20 protein-coding genes are annotated in these 15874 nt (G+C 68.2%); all 20 read right to left on the bottom strand.

Annotated features, from left to right (window positions below):
* Window positions 1-11: 11 nt before the first annotated feature.
* Window positions 12-707, bottom strand: a complete 696-nt coding sequence (locus VFX97_20600; GenBank protein HEX5705614.1) for a hypothetical protein — start codon at window positions 705-707, stop codon at window positions 12-14.
* A 3-nt stretch (window positions 708-710) separates the two neighbouring features.
* Window positions 711-965 carry a hypothetical protein gene (locus tag VFX97_20595; protein ID HEX5705613.1) on the bottom strand — a complete coding sequence of 85 codons (255 nt, stop codon included), beginning with the start codon at window positions 963-965 and terminating at the stop codon, window positions 711-713.
* Window positions 965-1816: a hypothetical protein gene (locus VFX97_20590; protein HEX5705612.1), complete on the bottom strand. Its 852-nt coding sequence runs from the start codon at window positions 1814-1816 to the stop codon at window positions 965-967. Before VFX97_20590 ends, VFX97_20595 begins: the two co-directional genes overlap by 1 nt.
* A gap of 77 nt (window positions 1817-1893) precedes the next feature.
* Window positions 1894-3630 (bottom strand): major capsid protein, encoded by a 1737-nt coding sequence (locus VFX97_20585; protein ID HEX5705611.1) that lies wholly within the window; start codon window positions 3628-3630, stop codon window positions 1894-1896.
* A 156-nt stretch (window positions 3631-3786) separates the two neighbouring features.
* Complete coding sequence (locus VFX97_20580) at window positions 3787-3960, bottom strand: hypothetical protein (GenBank protein ID HEX5705610.1); 174 nt, start codon at window positions 3958-3960, stop codon at window positions 3787-3789.
* A gap of 2 nt (window positions 3961-3962) precedes the next feature.
* Window positions 3963-4175 (bottom strand): hypothetical protein, encoded by a 213-nt coding sequence (locus tag VFX97_20575; GenBank protein HEX5705609.1) that lies wholly within the window; start codon window positions 4173-4175, stop codon window positions 3963-3965.
* A gap of 5 nt (window positions 4176-4180) precedes the next feature.
* On the bottom strand, window positions 4181-5395 hold the full coding sequence (locus VFX97_20570; protein ID HEX5705608.1) for a hypothetical protein: 1215 nt from the start codon (window positions 5393-5395) through the stop codon (window positions 4181-4183).
* A gap of 96 nt (window positions 5396-5491) precedes the next feature.
* On the bottom strand, window positions 5492-6208 hold the full coding sequence (locus VFX97_20565) for a phage minor head protein (GenBank protein ID HEX5705607.1): 717 nt from the start codon (window positions 6206-6208) through the stop codon (window positions 5492-5494).
* A gap of 74 nt (window positions 6209-6282) precedes the next feature.
* Window positions 6283-8091: a hypothetical protein gene (locus VFX97_20560; protein HEX5705606.1), complete on the bottom strand. Its 1809-nt coding sequence runs from the start codon at window positions 8089-8091 to the stop codon at window positions 6283-6285.
* A gap of 3 nt (window positions 8092-8094) precedes the next feature.
* Complete coding sequence (locus tag VFX97_20555; protein HEX5705605.1) at window positions 8095-8406, bottom strand: DUF1360 domain-containing protein; 312 nt, start codon at window positions 8404-8406, stop codon at window positions 8095-8097.
* Entirely contained in the window at window positions 8403-9977 is a 1575-nt protein-coding gene (locus VFX97_20550; protein ID HEX5705604.1) for a terminase family protein, read from the bottom strand. Before VFX97_20550 ends, VFX97_20555 begins: the two co-directional genes overlap by 4 nt.
* A gap of 254 nt (window positions 9978-10231) precedes the next feature.
* A complete protein-coding gene (locus tag VFX97_20545) occupies window positions 10232-10702 on the bottom strand; it encodes a hypothetical protein (protein ID HEX5705603.1) in 471 nt (156 codons plus the stop codon).
* Window positions 10703-10706: 4 nt separating this feature from the next.
* A complete protein-coding gene (locus VFX97_20540) occupies window positions 10707-10958 on the bottom strand; it encodes a hypothetical protein (protein ID HEX5705602.1) in 252 nt (83 codons plus the stop codon).
* Window positions 10955-11764: a hypothetical protein gene (locus VFX97_20535; protein HEX5705601.1), complete on the bottom strand. Its 810-nt coding sequence runs from the start codon at window positions 11762-11764 to the stop codon at window positions 10955-10957. The genes VFX97_20540 and VFX97_20535 overlap by 4 nt, the downstream gene beginning before the upstream one ends.
* 82 nt (window positions 11765-11846) lie before the next feature.
* The gene (locus VFX97_20530; GenBank protein HEX5705600.1) at window positions 11847-12140 is read right to left on the bottom strand and encodes a hypothetical protein; all 294 of its coding nucleotides are present in this window, start codon (window positions 12138-12140) and stop codon (window positions 11847-11849) included.
* The gene (locus VFX97_20525) at window positions 12133-12588 is read right to left on the bottom strand and encodes a hypothetical protein (protein HEX5705599.1); all 456 of its coding nucleotides are present in this window, start codon (window positions 12586-12588) and stop codon (window positions 12133-12135) included. Before VFX97_20525 ends, VFX97_20530 begins: the two co-directional genes overlap by 8 nt.
* Window positions 12585-12959 carry a hypothetical protein gene (locus VFX97_20520; protein ID HEX5705598.1) on the bottom strand — a complete coding sequence of 125 codons (375 nt, stop codon included), beginning with the start codon at window positions 12957-12959 and terminating at the stop codon, window positions 12585-12587. The genes VFX97_20525 and VFX97_20520 overlap by 4 nt, the downstream gene beginning before the upstream one ends.
* 136 nt (window positions 12960-13095) lie before the next feature.
* Window positions 13096-13308, bottom strand: a complete 213-nt coding sequence (locus VFX97_20515) for a hypothetical protein (protein ID HEX5705597.1) — start codon at window positions 13306-13308, stop codon at window positions 13096-13098.
* A 45-nt stretch (window positions 13309-13353) separates the two neighbouring features.
* On the bottom strand, window positions 13354-15087 hold the full coding sequence (locus VFX97_20510; GenBank protein HEX5705596.1) for a DNA polymerase: 1734 nt from the start codon (window positions 15085-15087) through the stop codon (window positions 13354-13356).
* Between the two features lie 159 nt (window positions 15088-15246).
* On the bottom strand, window positions 15247-15874 hold a 628-nt coding region (locus VFX97_20505; protein ID HEX5705595.1), incomplete at its 5' end, for a hypothetical protein.

Here is a 15874-nt window from a genome sequence, read left to right as displayed (position 1 = left end):
CTCACCACAGACTACGCCAGGGCCACGGCTCCACAGGCTGCGGCGGGCGGGGCCACGGTGACCACCTCGTAGTGCATGTGGGTGTCGTCCGTGATGGCCGTCAGCAGGACCTCGGGCGCGTCGGACACGGCGTCCCGGCGTACGAGGTACGCGGCCGGACCGGTGCCCCACCCGGAGTCGATCTCCGTGCGCGCGGTGAGGGTGAGGTTGACGGCCGCGTTCGCGAACGACCAGTCCCCGAGCCGTGCTTGCTTGACGTACGGGAACAGGAAGTACCCGTACTCCCGGTTACCTTCCGCGTCGCAGGGCTGGCCGGGAATGCCGACCCACACTTCGAGAGCGAAGTTGGCGGTGCCGGTGAGCGAACCGTCCAGTCGGAAGCCGACCGTGTTCGGTGCCACCGCGTCGTCAACCACCAGCGGGTTACCGGTGATGATGTTGACCGCGTCCGGGTCGATCTGGCAGATCACCATGGTGAGGTTGACCCACCGCAGCTGCGGGGTGCCCTGGTCGGAGATGCAGATCTCGCCGTTGCCGTTGAGCTGAGTGATCTCCTCCGGGTCCAGGTACTGGGGGGAGCCGTCGATGTTCACGTACGCGCTGGATACCAGCGTGCCGGTGGGGCCCGGGTCGGGAGCGCCACACTCGTCCAGCCGCGTCAGACGGACGCGTGCCAGGCGCGAGAGCGAACGACAGAGCGTAGCCATGTGTCATCCCTCCATATCTACGCGCGGCGCGCGGCCACGTCGCTTGACCGGGCGGGCGGGCGCCGCGTCCGGTGTCTTGTCGGCCGAGACCGGTGTGTGTACGGGGTCCCGGCCGTGGTAACGGTCTGCCAGCTCGTCAGGGACTTCGAACTCGGTCCCGTTGCCGGTGGTGCGCACGTCTCGCGGGTTGTCCGCGAGATCGAGCAGTACGCGTGCGGTCTCTTTGAGCTTGCCCTTGGCAGGTACGACGATGGCCATCACACCACCACACTGACCACGGCGGGGGCCACGATCGGCACCTCTACCGCGAACACCGAGTCGCACGCCCACGTGTGCGCGTACACGCGCTCGGCCAGGGCCATGAACTGGTTCGTCGACCGGTCCAGCGTGGCCACGCCAGGGGGAGTGATCACGGAACTGCGCCGGATCAGGACCGGGGGCGTCATGAACGCCCACACGTTCCCGGCCGCCGGGGCGACCCCCAGCGGGCCCGTGATGCCGTACCCGGCACCGATGGACCAGACGGATCCCATGGGGGTGGTGAGCTGGCCGCTCCGCCGCTCCAGCATGTTGCCGTAGGCCAGGTTGCCGTACGCGCGCATGCTGATGTGGATGGTGCCCACGTACCCGTAGGTGTCGTAGAAAGCGTCCTCCAGCGCCGCGATGGCGGCCGAGGAGCCCACCGCCGTGGGAACGACCGTGGTGACGCCTACGGCTGTGGTCAGCTGCGGGTCGGTCGCCAGGGTGCCGCCGCCCCACAGCTGCTCTTCCACGGCGCGCTGCTCGCCGGACGCCAGGCGCCGGCGCACGGACGCCTCCATGGCGCCGGCGGACGTACCCACGGCGCCGCACTGACGCGTGGCGTACACCCAGTAGGGGTCCGCTTCCTGGTAGCCGAGTCCCTCGTCGAACGTCTTCTCGTCGAAGGGTCGCACGCACGTCGCGTCGTACGGGCGCACGGTCCCGCAGTCCTCGGCCGGGAACTGGAACCCGGACGCGATCTCGCGCGGGCCGAGGTCATCACTGACTGTGGCCGCACTGAAGAGCCCGTAGCGCGTGAGCCCCGGGGGCGGTGCGCTGGTCTCCTGCGGGTTGCTGATGATCGCCATGTCGTCCACCTCCTTTCTGTGGAAGAGCGGGCCCCTGCCTGGACGACAGAGAAGGGGCCCGCTCAGTCAGGGGAGGGTTACGCAGCGTCCAGGCAGTCAATGTTCTGGACGCCCGTGGGGCCGGCGATGCAGCCCGTGATCGTGTAGAGCCGCTGACCGGGGCACGGGTAGACGGGGGCGAACCCCTCTTCCGCGAACAGAGCCGTGAACTCGTTGGTGGAGAGGCTGGCCGCGTCGTAGACGTTGGTCAGGGTGACCACATCCTGGCGCGCGACGGCCACAGACCCGGCCGGGTAGGCCAGGAAGCTGACCGTGGACGGAAGCGCAGTGAGGAACGGGGTGGCCGCGTCGCCGCCGGGGAACGCCGCGTTCAGCGCGCCACCCGTGATCAGGCCATCCTGCCAGCCCCGCACGAACTGCACGCGGACGTTGCGCACTGAGAACATGTTCGCGATCTCGCTGTCGGTCACCGCGAGCATGCTCACGCCGTTGCGGCGCGAAAGGTCGGCCCGGATCTGGGGGAGGACCCAGTGCGGGAGGACGATCTCCACCGTGGCGCTCCACGGCATCATGAACCGGTAGCGGATGTCCTCGGCGGCCAGCTCCACGCCGGCAAGCAGCGCGCTGGTGAAGCTGTCCGTGCCATCCGGGTCCACGGCGGCGGCCACCGTGGCCGCGCCCGCGCGCGCGATCAGGTCCGCCAGGATGAGGCGATTCATCTCCTGGCCGTGAGCGGCGAGCAGACCATCCTGCCACGCGTTGACGACCTCGGGGTAGCCAGCCGCCTGAAGGAAGCTGACGCGGATGCACAGCGCCATGACGTCCAGGCGCCGGTTCTCGAAGGTGGGACAGGGGATCTCCGAGCACGTCTTGACCGTGTCGGCGATCACCTGCGCTTCCGTCAGGAAGTTGGAACCGCCGCCCGCCGCGACCGCGTTCGCGTAGATGGTGGGGAAGTCGGGCTCGTCGGTGTAGTTCAGGCCGCCGCGCGTGACGGTGACGGTCGGAAGGTCCAGGATGCCGACCCCGTCTGCCCACTGGCGGCACAGGTCGTAGTCGTTCTCGGACGGAGCACACCAGCCGGCGGCGGCGGTGAGACTCACGCCCTCATCGATGTTCTTCTGCCACTGCTTGGCCAGCGACCCGCCGTGCAGACGGCTCTCGTCGCGCGCGTGCTTGAGCTTGGAGTAGGCCTCCGACTCGCTGTCCGTGTCGATGCGGAACTCGGTTCCCCGGTCCCGGCGGAACTGCGCTATGGCCTGACGCGATCCCTGGCCGCCGCCCACGCGGCCCATGGACTGCGCGTTGGCGATGAGGGCCTTGCTGATGTCGGTGAGGCCGTCGAACTCTTCGTTGACCTGCTTGCCCGCGTACCCGGCCGCGCCCGAGGACACGAACGCGCTCACGATGCCGCGTGAGGGGCGCACGGGAGCGACGGGAGCCGGCGCCGGGGGAAGCTGAGCGACGGAGGGAACGGACGCGGTGACCACGGCGGTCGGCTCGATGACCGGCTCGGCCGGAGCAGCGGGCGCGACCGGTGCAGGTACGGCGGCCGGGGCCAGGTCGGGCAGCGTCGCGAACGTCTCGCGCGTGGCCTGAAGAGCGGCGGCGGCCTCGGTGCGCGCGCTCAGCTCGGTGTTCACGGCGGTGACGTGAGCGGCCAGGGAGGTGAGCTCGGTCGTCTCCTCCGGGGTCAGCGTGTCCTTGGCGGACAGCTCCGTTCCCCGGTCACGGACGCGCGTGTACTCACTGCGCAGTTCCTCGTCGGAGAGAACGGAAGCGTTGAAGGCTTCCGGTGTGGTCTCGTCGGCCATGGCTGACTCCTCGGGTCGGCTCGGACGGATGGTCTACACGTCAGAGCCGCACTCCCAGTACAGCACTCCTGATCGGATGGTAACAGGAGAAGCCCCGCACACCAGAGCACTGGTAATGCGGGGCTTCGGGGCGTCCCGGACTGGACTGCGGTCAGCCTACTTCTTGTCCGCGTCAGGCTTCACTGGTACCGACCGGTAACTTCCCCCGCCGCCGGCGGCCAGCTTGAGCTTGACTTCGGCCATGGTCGTGACCCGCTCCACGCCGTTCTTGGCCGTGGTCACCTCGTACTCCAGCTGAGTGGCCGCTTTCCTGTTCCCGCAGCATCCCATGATCAGCTCTCCCTCGCGATGGCGGCGTTGGCCCAGAACATGGCCTCTTCCAGCTTCGTCATGGCGACGCTCTTCTCGCGCCCGGCCGGGAGTTCTTCGTCGAACTTGCCCGCAACCCAGCGCAGGGTCTCCCGCACGAACTCATGCGCCTTGACCGTGTTCTCGTCCCGGGGCGGGTGGTGCTTGAACCGGTTAGCGATCTCTTCTGTGGGCATGTGGTCTAGGCCACCTTCCAGTTGGCACGCGCCCATGCGGCGCGCGCGTCGTCCACAACCGGACCGGGGTCCGGTGCCGATGTTTCACGTGAAACATCGTCCGACCGACGGGCGAACCGTCCGATCAGAGTCTGCTGCCCCCCGAGTTCCAGGCTGAAGTACACGTGGCGGGGCTGAGTGTAGGCGCCGGTGTTGACCGCGCACGCGGCAATGAGTTCCAGGTTGCCGCCGGTCTGGCGCCAGTCCCCGGACACGTCCAGGTCCTTCAGCATCTGGACACGGGTCGGGTCCGCGTACGGCAGGATCCACCCGCTCACCCAGATGCCGTGCTCGTCCTCCCCGGCGAACACCTTCGCCACGGCCAGCTCCGGCCGGTCGTAGTGATCCTGCGCCGGCCGGATACCGAACTTCGGGTCCGCGTGCCCTTCCCCGGCGGTGAGCACGCCCACGGGCACCGTGGTGCCGTCCGACGTGCGCTGTGGCTTGGTGAGGAAGTGCGCGTACCCGGTCATGGATGCGGGCGCCGTGGTGCAGCCCGGGAGACCGAGGTGGCAACTGGTCCAGTCGGCGATGTGACCGCTCACCTTCGTGCCCCACGCGAATTCCTCGTACCGCAGGTGCGTGTACTCGGTGAAGCCCGGGTTGGCGAACGCGTCCAGCGGGGGCAGTGTTTCACGTGAAACATCGGCCGCACTTGCGAGGACCGGGTGCGATGTTTCACGTGAAACATCGTCCAGCAGCGTGATGGACACGTCCGCGAACGCGGGGATCTGGACCAGGGTCGCGCCCGCGATGCGCGCGTTCGTGATGACAGTCATGTCGTTCTCGTCGACCACATACTCGATGTCGTCGAAGTTGCCGGTGAGGTCCGGCCCGACAACCCGGGCTTCGATGAGTGTCTGCACCTCGGCGATGTCGAAGTCGTCGAACAGGTCGACGCTCGGGCCCGTGACCCCGGCCTCGGTCTGGCGCTCGGCATCATCGGCCCCGCGCACGTCCAGGAAGTGACCGGTACCGGTGACCATGCCCGACTCGTTGTCGATGGTCAGTGTCTCGATGGCACCGACCGTGACGGCCCCGCCGTGGCCCTCTCCGCTCACGCGCTGCCACATGAGCGGGAGCGGGAGCGCGCGCGTGGTGAGGGCGCCGGGTGCGATGATGCGCCGGTCCCCGGTCGGTGTTCCGATACGCGCGAGAACCGCGCTCCATGGCCTACCCATGCTGCATCCCTTCCCCGCACGGGCACTTGGGCCCACAAGCGAACCCGTGCCGATGTGGCTCCGGGTAATCGCACTTAGAGTCGTGACAGTCTGTGGTCATGGGTCCTGCCTGTCTGTCCAGTCGATCGTCTCACCGAGAGTGACGGGTAGAAACGTACAGCGACAGTTGATCACTTCCTGAGCGGGCCCGCGCGGGTCGCCCGGGAACTGAAGCTGCGCCCCTCCCACGATAAACGGGGACGTGAGCAGCGTGCGTTGCTTGTCAGCTTCGTGGTGCGTGGGACGCGTGCGCGTGTCCTCCGTGGCCAGCCAGACCTTGAACGGCGCCGGGTCACCCCGGCGCTCGGCGTCCCGCACGGCGCCCGCGTACGCGCCCGCGTTCACCGCCGCCATGACCTCGGTGCGCGCCACGGTGACGGCCCGGTGCGGCCAGCGTTCGGACCCGGTGGCGGTGAGCACGGTGTTGACCCGCTGGGTGACGTCGGGGATCGACTCCCCCCGCGCGACGCCCTCTTCCACCTCTCGCACGATCAGCGCGTACACCTCATCGGGCAGCCGCTTAAGCCGGTTGCCGGCCTCGTTCAGGAACTGAGCGGCCGTGGGATCGGTCACCGGCTCGGCGCGCCCCGTGATGCGGCCCCGCACACGCGCGAACAGGGACGCGGACTGCGGGAGGACTTCCTCCGCAATGAGCTGCCCCCAGAATGCCGTGTGCTGGCCCACGTTCTGGGGCTGGACCTGGCCGCCGCCCGTGACCGTGGGCCGCACCCGGTCCATCCACCGGGTGGCGGACCGGAACCAGGCCTGTTGCATCCTCCGCTCAGCGTCACGGATGAACGCGCTCGCTCGCATACGAGCGGGGAGGTCCGGGTCATCCGGGGGCGTGGTCACTGGTCCCGGACCTGGTACAGGTAATCGGCCAGCACCTGACGGTCATGTGGCTGGCCTGTCCGCAATCGCATGGTCACGTACGCCTGTACGTTCTGTCGCAGGTTAACCGGGTCCAGCCCGAAACCGGAGGCGATCAGGTTGACGTGCTGGAAGCTGCCTGTCAGCAGCGACATCACGTCATCCGGCCGTGGGATGACCGTGTGCAGTGCCCAGCGGTCGACGTCCTTGAACTGGCCCCGGTACGTGGGCGTGAGCAACCGCCCGCCGGCGCGCCCGAGCGCGTCCAGCGCCACCAGTTCGGCGGCGGCCACAAGCGCAGCGTCCGGCTCGTTGTCCCGCGTCTGGGGCAGCGCGCGGGGACCCCCCTCCGGCGCGGCCTCATCGCTCGGCAGCCCTCCGGCGCCGACGGGCTGCGGCTGCACCGTGGGCTCGAACCCGAGAGCTGCGGCGATGCTCTCGTTCTCCAGAATCGACGGAGCAGCAGAGGCCAGCACACGGGCCAGGTTCTTGCGAGACTCCTCTTCGGACGGGATCGCGTCGTCAGGCACGCCGAACTTCGAGCGAGCCCAGTCCACACTGACCATGTCGTTCTCTACGAGGTACTTGACGTCCTCCTTGTCGTCCGGCCGGGCAACGACTTCGGTGATGTCCCAGGCGAGAACGAACCGGTCCGGGTTGGTCTCGCCCATGGCGACGAGTGCGGGACGGAACCAGGTCTTGGTCAGAGCCATGCCGAACTTCAGCAGGAACGGTTCCACGTGGATCTTGTACGTGGACTCCTCAATCAGCCACCCGGACCAGTGGTTGGCCTGAGCCAGCTCCCCCATGGCCATCTCACGCGGCATGTCCAGGGTGCGCCCGACGCGCTGAAGAGCATCCTGGCGCAGCTCCGTGATCGCAGCGTCCATCGCCGTGGCGAAGTCGACGTGCGCCCCGGACATGGCGGCCAGCCACTCTCCCGGTACCTCGGCCACGACCGGCGCCTGAGCCAGGGCTGTGCCCGGGTTGGTCAGTGAGGCGGTCATCGCGTCCATGAGCATCTGACGGAAGCTCTCCGCACTGCTCATCTCGCTCTCGGCCGAGGAGAAGTCGACTTCCTGCGGAACGAGGTAGAGCCCGTTGCTCATGATCCGGGAGTCGAGCCGCGCGATGATGTTCTGGGAGGCTTTCTCGACTTCGGTGAGGATCGGGATCGCTGCGCGCATGGCGGAGTCGGCATGGGTCTGCTCGTCCGGGTGCGGCGACCACACCCGCATGACCATGTCCTTGGGCCCGAGTTTCGTCCACACGCCTGTGAGCGGGTCCTTGTACGACCACGTGCCCCCGCGTTCCCGCATGCTGCGGCGGCTGAGCGTGAGCCAGCGGTCCGGTGCCGCTCTCTGCGGCAGCACGAGAACGAACGTCTCACCCGACACCTGCCACTGAAGGGCCATGGTGGACTGCAACTGCGGCCGGTCGTCCGAGCCCCCGAGCACGGACTGAGCAGCTGCCTGAGCGCGCGTGTCGTCAGTCGGGCCCGTGATCTTGCCCGTGTTCGAGTCGACCTCGGCCGCGAACAGGCTCGCACGACTGATCGCGTTGGCCAGCCAGTTGAACGCGAACCGCAGCTCCCCCACAGCGTCGTAGAAGTACCAGGCCTGAGCCTGCCACCCCGCGTCGCTGGAAGCCGCCTGCCACGCCTGTTTGCCCTCGGGACCGGCCAACGGCATGACGGAGGCCACCAGGGAGCGGCCCTGGGGCGTGTGTGCTGACGTGCGGCTGGTGGCGTCCGTCATGCCGTCCTTGTCGCGCCTGAACAGACCCATCCGCTACTCCTCCGTGACCGACGTCAGGAATCCCGTGACGTACGAGGCTGCGAGTGCAGCGGTGATGACCATAAACGGCATGGTCCCATGCCACGCGTACCATGCGCCCGCTCCCACCGCGCCCACGTACACGCTGGCACACCAGTCGCAGACGATCAGGTAGGCGAGCTTGGCCCGGATCTCGCTCGGCGGCCCGTCATGCTCGATGAGTTTGCGCACGAACCAGCCACGCGGTACCTCGAAGAGCACGTCGGTGGTGATCAGGCGCGTGAGGCGGGCAACGGCCAGCGTCATGATCACGAAAGAAAGGGTCATGCGGTGTGCCTCCGGATCATGGTCTGCGGGGGCCGCACCATGGCTGTGGTGCGAGCGATCCCGGCCGCGCGCCCGACGCCGGCCCCGTGGGGAGAGGACATGCGACCGCGCCCGCGTTCCAGTTTCATCAGGTACGTGGCCCCGTGGACAAGCGCGTCCACCCGGTCCGGGGACTCGTTGGGCGTCTCGTGGGGGTTCCAGGTCGTCTCCTGGTCCTCCAGCTCTGGGAACGTGCCGACGTGGTGCACGCGCCCCTGTTCGTAGCGCATGGCCACGGGCTGAGCACGGAGCACCTTGCCGTGCTGCGCCGTGACCTTGCGCAGGATGGTGAACGGGGACACGATCACCTTGGCTTCAATCGGCTCCCCATTCTCGTCTTCCTCCTCGATGACCAGGTCCTCGGGCTTGTCCTCGGACCCCTCACGCAGCGCGCGGCGCTGCTCCGTGTCCAGGTTGTGATAGTCCGCGTACGCGTCGATGAGCCCGTCCCTCAGCCACTGCTTGCCGAAGTTGTCCTCGTACACCACGTAGTCCGCCTCGTGTTCGTAGAACGCTTCCCAGACAGTGAGACCGGTCTGACGCGCGCTCATCTGTGCCGAGTAGTCGGCCAGGATGTACACGTCCTTGACCAGGGAACCGAGCCCGGCCACGATCACTCCCGCTTCGTCGCCCGTGCCGGTGCCGGCCGGGTCGACGGCCACAACCTTGGTTGCCAGGTCCGGTGCCTCGTCCACGCGCGCGCTCTCGATGGAGGCGCGCCGTACCAGGGCGCCGGGAAGATCTTCCAGGATCTCGGCGTCCAGTTCCTGGCGCCCGAGCACGGTGCCCGCGTAACGGTCCAGGACCGTGCGCCGGAACGTGGGGGCCAGGTTGTGCAGGTTGTCGTACGTGGAGCCGCGCACCACAACGCTGCGGTCGCTCTTGACCAGTTCCTTGATCAGCGGAAGCGGGCGGGGGGTGGTGGTCACGCAGACGCGGGGGTGGTCACCGAGCCTAAGACCCATCATCAGCATGTCCCACGCGTACTGCAAGCGCTTCCACGCTGCCAGCTCGTCTGCCCACGCGTAGTGGTGCTGGGGGCCGCGCAGACGGTCCGGCTCATCGGCCGAGTACACCGCTTGCTGCGCCCCGTTGGGGTACGTCAGGCGCCGCTTGCTGGGCTCGTACACGGGCCGGAACGCCGTGGGGGCGCACGCCATGATGCCGCTCTCGCCCTCAACGAGAACGTCACGCGCGTCACCGGCCGTGGGCCCGACGAGAGCGCCACGGTCGTACACGCGTGCCTGAGCGATGGCCCACTCGGCCCCGGTGCGGGTCTTGCCCCACCCACGGCCGGCGAGAGCCACCCACTGGTCCCACTCGTCCCCGTCCGGGGGCCGCTGGTCCGCTCGCGCGTGCGGGCCCATGCGCCCCTTGTGGGGCAGGCCGTCGCACCCGGGGACCGTGCACAGCCACGGGACCTTCCCCGCGTCCCGCTCCTGCGCCAGGGTCTGAAGGCGGGTGAGCAGTTCCGCGCGCTGCTTTTCGGGCCACGTCTGCCAGTCCGGGGGCAGGAGCGGGGCCGTGCTCATGTAACACCTGGCTTGTCCAGTTCTGGGCACGAGTAGCCACGCCCGCAGGTACTCCTGTCCCCCTGGCACGTGGGGTAGCCGTCGTTGTCGGAGCCGCACGCGAACAGAACGTTTGCCTTGTCGTACCAGCGTTTACAGTGCACATCACGCGCCTGACTGGACATGTGTTCGTGATGCGTGTTGGCCAGTTTCACGCACTGCTGCCCTGTCTCGGGATGCGTGGCCGGGCACTGCACATAGGCACCGTCCATGGCTCACTCCCCCGCGAGCTTGTTCAGCAGGTTCTCGATGGCCTTGTTGATCTCGTCGTTCGCCTTGGACTCGGGCTTGACCAGATCGGTGGCCAGGGCATGGCCCTGACGCGCGGCGCCGTGGGCCGTGGACCAGCGGATGGTGGGGTCGGCCCCGTCCGGCAGCAGGTCCAGGTTCCGGCTCAGCTTGGCCATGAGCTTGTCGCTCAGTTCCCGGTGCTGCGCCGCGATATCGGCGGCCATGTCCGCGTAGGCCTCGGCCATCGCTCTGCCCGGAATGGAGTCGAACGCAGCCGCGCGCGCCACCCAGTTGTTCTTGCCAGACCAGCCGTTGATCAGCTGCTGACTTTTGTTCAGGTGTTGCGCTACGCGTCTTACAGTCCGTTGTGCCCCCATATCACGGTATATGGAGAACGCTTCGTAGGCCTTGGACGTCTCGCCCGGTTGGCGGTCCCAGGGATCCAGTTCCGCCATGGGATCAACCTCCCCGGACCAGGGTGAATGCGGACATACTGAGAGCAGCGACGCTCACCAGACCTCCGATGACCGGCAGGGGCCAGCGGCGCGCCTTCAGCTCCGCCACGTCGGTGACGAGCTGGCCCACGGTGCTGCTCATCGCCGTGTCGTCCCGGCGCAGCAGGTTGATCTCGCCCTGAACGGTGGCGAAGCCCGTGTTCATGGACCCCTCCATCCGCAGCACGATGTCTCGCAGCGTGTCGTTGTCGCTCATGAGCCGGACCTCTTTTCCAGGTCGATCAGCTTCTCGGCGATGAACCTCAGGTAACTCTCCCCGGTCCAGAACTTGTGCGTGGCGTAGTCCGGGTGGTTGCGGGGCGCCGGAATGGCGTCCGTCTCCAGCACCTCGCGATAGGCATTCGGCTTGACGGGCTCCGTGTTCAGCCCCGGTACCGGCTCGGTCACGATGGCTCCCTTCGCTCGGTCCAGGATGGCACGCATGGGAAGGGCGCCGGGGTCGCCGTGCAGATTCTCGGGCGCGTGCTGGTGCCCGCAGTGCCCCGCGTAGCCGTTCCACTTCGCCTGAGACATGCGCACGCCGTTGGACGATCCGTACGAGGCCGGGTACGGCTTGAACGTCACGTCCGAGGTGAGCGGCACCCCGTGGTGCTCGTGCATCCACTTCGCGAACTCGGCCAGGTCCCGTACCGCCCAGTCCGGCAGGTTCGGCGTGTACAGACCCGAGCCGCCCCACTTGGCGCTGGTGGCCGGGTCGCACGTGCCGACGATCTCCACCTGGCACACATTGAGCGTGTTCGTCTGGACGCCCCCGTCCTCGTTCACCAGCGCGCGGGCCGACCGGTCCACGTCGAAGTGCTGGAACCAGCGCAGCCGGCGGGCTCCGAAGTCCGGCAACGCGGTGAGGTTCGGGGCCGACGCTCCGCCGCCGTACGAGGGCAGCGTGCGCCCCTCCGTGCTGTGCCACAGGACCGTATTGGTGTCCATGACCGAGCCGGGGTACGTGTCCTGGTACCAGTGCGTGAGCGATGCGCCCGGGTATTTCTGGGGTCCTGTGCCCATGTCTGTCTCCCTGTCGTCGTGTACAGGGTAAACGACTCCGGCCCCGCATCCGGGTGGGATGCGGGGCCGACAAGGGCACAGTCTACCGGCCGTAATGCACCGGGTGGCCCGGCGGGTAGGTGAGCGGGGGCCGGGAAGGGTCGTAGTACCGGTGCCCGTTGTACGGGTTCACCGCGTTGGGCACGGGCGCCGGGACCGCGTGGGGGCCGCCCTGGACCAGAGCCGGCGGGTACGCGCCCGGACAGGTCACCGTCTCCCGGCGCCCCAGCACGGCGGCGACGGCCCACACGGGGAGCCACATGCCGAACGTGATGATGCTCAGGACCAGGTGCAGTACGTGGTTGCACTGTCTGCGGGTCGTGATCCGGTTATTCATCGTCGTCCTCCCGGAGGGCCCTCATCGCGTTGCCGTAGCCCTCCCAGTTGTCGACCCCGGCGGCCTCCAGAGCATTGAGCCGGTTCTGATCCGCCAAGAGTTGCTGGTACTCCTGGTGCCCCAGGGTCCAGGTCCCGTTGTTGTTACTCGCTGCCATCGTCGTCCTCTTCCTCAGGCTCGTTTCCCCCGTCATCGATCCGGTCGTGCTGCTCGCGTTGTCCAGGGTCCCGGTCAGCACACGCGCTCCGGAGAAGTGGAGCACGTCACTGACCTTCCGGTTCCAGTTCACGTCGATGTCCGTGACCCAGAACACGATCGTCTCGGGCCCGAGACCGCGCAGCCTCTCCGGCTCCGTGACGAACTTCGGCACCTCCCTCAGCAGATCTCGGGTTTCCAGGGCGAACCGCTGTGCCTGGCGCAGCGTCGGCGCCGCCACGACCACCTTCACGACGGCCCCTCCTTCACGCTTCCCGTGGGAATCCAGCTGTGCCGGTCCTCGGGCCCGGCTCCGGTCAGCTGCCACCAGGAGGTACGTCCCGGCCGGGAGCCGGCGCCGGGGTGGCGCTGAGCGACGACCGGGAGGGCCCCGCACCGGGCGGCGATGCGCACCAGCTCCCGGCGCTCGGCCGGGGCCGGTTGCTGGTAGCTCTTCTCCGGCCGGCAGATCTTGACCTGGACCAGGATGACTTCCCCGTCGTGGATGCCGACGAGATCCGCCGCCCCCTTACTGGCAGCGCTACGGGTGACGTCGTACCCGTACGAGCCGAGTTCGTCCACGATCGCGTTCTCCGCACGTGTGCCACGCGCCGCGTTGTTCACCTCTCGCCCCCGTTGTCGTGCAACGGGCGTGCGGTCACCCAACCAGTAGGGTGTTGCGCGCGGGGCCGGTAGCAGTGACGGCAGATCCACCACCGCCACCCCTTACGTGACCAGTCGTGAGGTCCTGATTGCGTGTTCATTCCTCGTCCGGCAGGGAGGGCTCCGCGTCCGGGTCCACAGCCACGTTCAGGTGTGTGTACGCGGCCAGCACGGGCCCCGTCTCGTGGTACTGGCTCAGCAGTGCGGCCCCCACGGCGACGAGGGTCGCGTCCCGCAGTTCCTCCAGCGGCCGGGCGTCGTCCGCCGGGTACGTGACTTCGATACGGGCCGTGACCCTCTTCAGTCCCATGTCTCTCCTCGTTGTGTGTCTTCCTCTGTCCACGTTACCACGGGATCAGGCGTACAGAGCGTTCCAGTTGTCCCCGAACGTGAACGGCTTGCCCTGGCCGGCCGTGATGGCCACCGGAATACTCGCACCCGCCGGGGCCCACATGCGGGACATGCACGACTGAAGGATCCGCGCGCACTCCACGGCGTCCTTGACCGGCACCGACGCCACCACCTCATCGTGAACGATCATGCGCAGCATGGGCAGCATCTCCGGCGCGCGCCGGGCCAGGTCCAGCAGACCCTCCGCCACCAGGTCCCGGGTCGTGGACTGGCCCACGGCGCCGGGGGCCTGGGTGAAGGCCCGGTCCGGCTCCACCCGCAGGTTGCGGCCGAAGCCGTTGCCCAGCAACAGGCCGGCCTCCCCACGCTCACGCACCTCTCGCTGCCATCGGCGCACGCCCGGGTAGCTGGTGTCCATGAACCCGGAGACCCGCTCGGCGGCCTCCCGTGTCATCCCCGGTGTCTGGGCCAGCCCGTTGACCGTGCGGCCGTACAGCCACCCGAGGTCCAGGGTCTTGGCCAGCTTTCGCTCCACGCCGGACAGAGTGGAGATCTCCGTGTGGATGTCCCGGTCCGGGTCGTTGAGCAGCGCGATGAGAGCGGGATCCTGAGCGTGGGCCGCCGCCGCCCGGATGTCGATCTGGTCCAGGTCGATGGAGACGAGCACGTGGCCGGGCTCGGGCAGCAGGAACGCGCGCTCGGAGTCCTCGGACCCTTTCTTCAGCACGGAGAGCCCGTTGGACCACCGGCCGGTGGCCTGGAACGGCTCGAAGGTGTAGTACGCCCGGCCGTCCGTGACGTGGCTGAGCAGATTGGCGGCCGAGTTCCTGATCCCGTTCATGTCCTGGACGGCTTCGATCACCGGGAGGGCGGCCGGGTGCTCCCGCTCCGCATGGTCCCGGGCGAACGCCATCGTCTCCTTCGAGAGGGAGAGGCTCCCGTCCACCCCCCGGGGCCAGCGGTCCAGCGGGAAGCCGAAGGACGTCAGGGCCGTCTCGAGCGCCCTCTTGCCCGCTTTGGTGCGCTGGGGTGCTGCCGCCGGCTTCCCCGCCTCGTTGGTGAGCGGGAAGCCGAAGCGCTCAGCGAGCATCTGGCGGCCGTCCACGCCGCGCTTGGCCAGGGAGGCCGCCCGGGCCGTCAAACCCGCTGTGTCGACCCGGAAGCCGTTCAGGGTGGCCCGTGCGGTGATGGTGGCCACCCACGCCTCCCGCTGCTCGTACGGGTCGTAGGGGATCGCCCCGTTCAGGCGCCGGGTGTTGTCCAGGTCTGAGCGCAGGTACTCGGCATAGCGCGGATCGCTCGGGTCGATCTTGTCCCACCCGCCGTACTCCTTGGCCAGTTCCTTGCCCGCGTCCGACTTGGTGTCCTCTCCCAGGTACCGCTGGGTGAGCGCCGCCATCGAGTAGGGCTTGAAGCCGGGACCGGATTTGGTCTGGTAACTGGTGGGCGGGTCGTGCTGGAACGCGGCATAGCGCAGGTCCCGGCTGAACGGGATGGTCTGCTCCACGGGGATCCCCGCGTGCCGGTCCAGGGCGGGGAAGTCGAACAGGTGGCCGTTGACGGTGACGCACGGGTGCTGTGAGGGAATCACCCAGCACGCGGGCTCGCAGCGTCGCCGCGCCTCGTCACCGAGCCCGAGCAGCCGGATGTACGAGGGGTCCGGGGGCAGCCGGTAGAGGTCCTCGGCGTTGCCCGTTTCGATATCGAGTGGGGTGTATTGCGGTGTTGTGTCGTCCATGTCCGCCTCCAGTTCTGGTTACTGACGGGTATCAAACACGTGATCATGGTCTGACCTGCGCGGTGACGCAGGTGACGTCAGTTCCGGATAAACGGCTTGTGTAAAGCCGTAGGGTCCGTTCTATCGGAACTTGCCGTCACCTGCGTCACCGTTGAACTTTCAACTTCCGAATGGGTTGTTACCGGGCGACTGGAACTGTTCCACCTCTTTCGGCTTAACCCGGACACCCGTCCAGAACCTCTTGACCGAGCCGTTCACCTTTGCGCGCGTCAGCTCGATGTGCTGCGCCACCACCCGGTCATGACCCCCGAACCGGTCCGCGAACAACCGCTGTGACCATGGCTTGTGCTCCGTGGGCGTGAGCCATTCCCCGAACGCCTGGTGGAGTTCCGCAGTGGTCGCCGTGTGCCCGGCGCCGGCCTCCAACCGCTCTTCCATGAACGCCAGGAGCAAGTCGCCCTTGCGGCGCCAGGCGTCCGTGTCGGCCCGCACCAGCTCCGGCAGCTCCGGCATGACCCGCTCGTTCTCGTACCAGCGCACAGCCCCGGCCACAGCCCACGCCAGGGCCGCCTGTGCGGGCCGCTCCCGCGTCGTACAGCGGTCACGGAGCCCCGCGTCCCCGAGACGGTCCAGCGGCCCCGTGACGTCCTCCTGGCGCTTCCTGAAGGTGTACGGGAAGCGGACCATGGCCAGGCGACGCCACGTGGCGTGGTCGGTCTCCACCACGGCGGGGGCGAAGTTCGTGTTGACGAACAGGGAGTGGCTGGCCGCGAACGTGACCGAGTCC

This window comes from Pyrinomonadaceae bacterium (assembly GCA_036277115.1).
In the GTDB taxonomy this organism is placed as follows: domain Bacteria; phylum Acidobacteriota; class Blastocatellia; order Pyrinomonadales; family Pyrinomonadaceae; genus UBA11740.
Note: the sequence above shows the minus strand (reverse complement) of the source record. Positions and strands in the feature narration are given on the sequence as shown.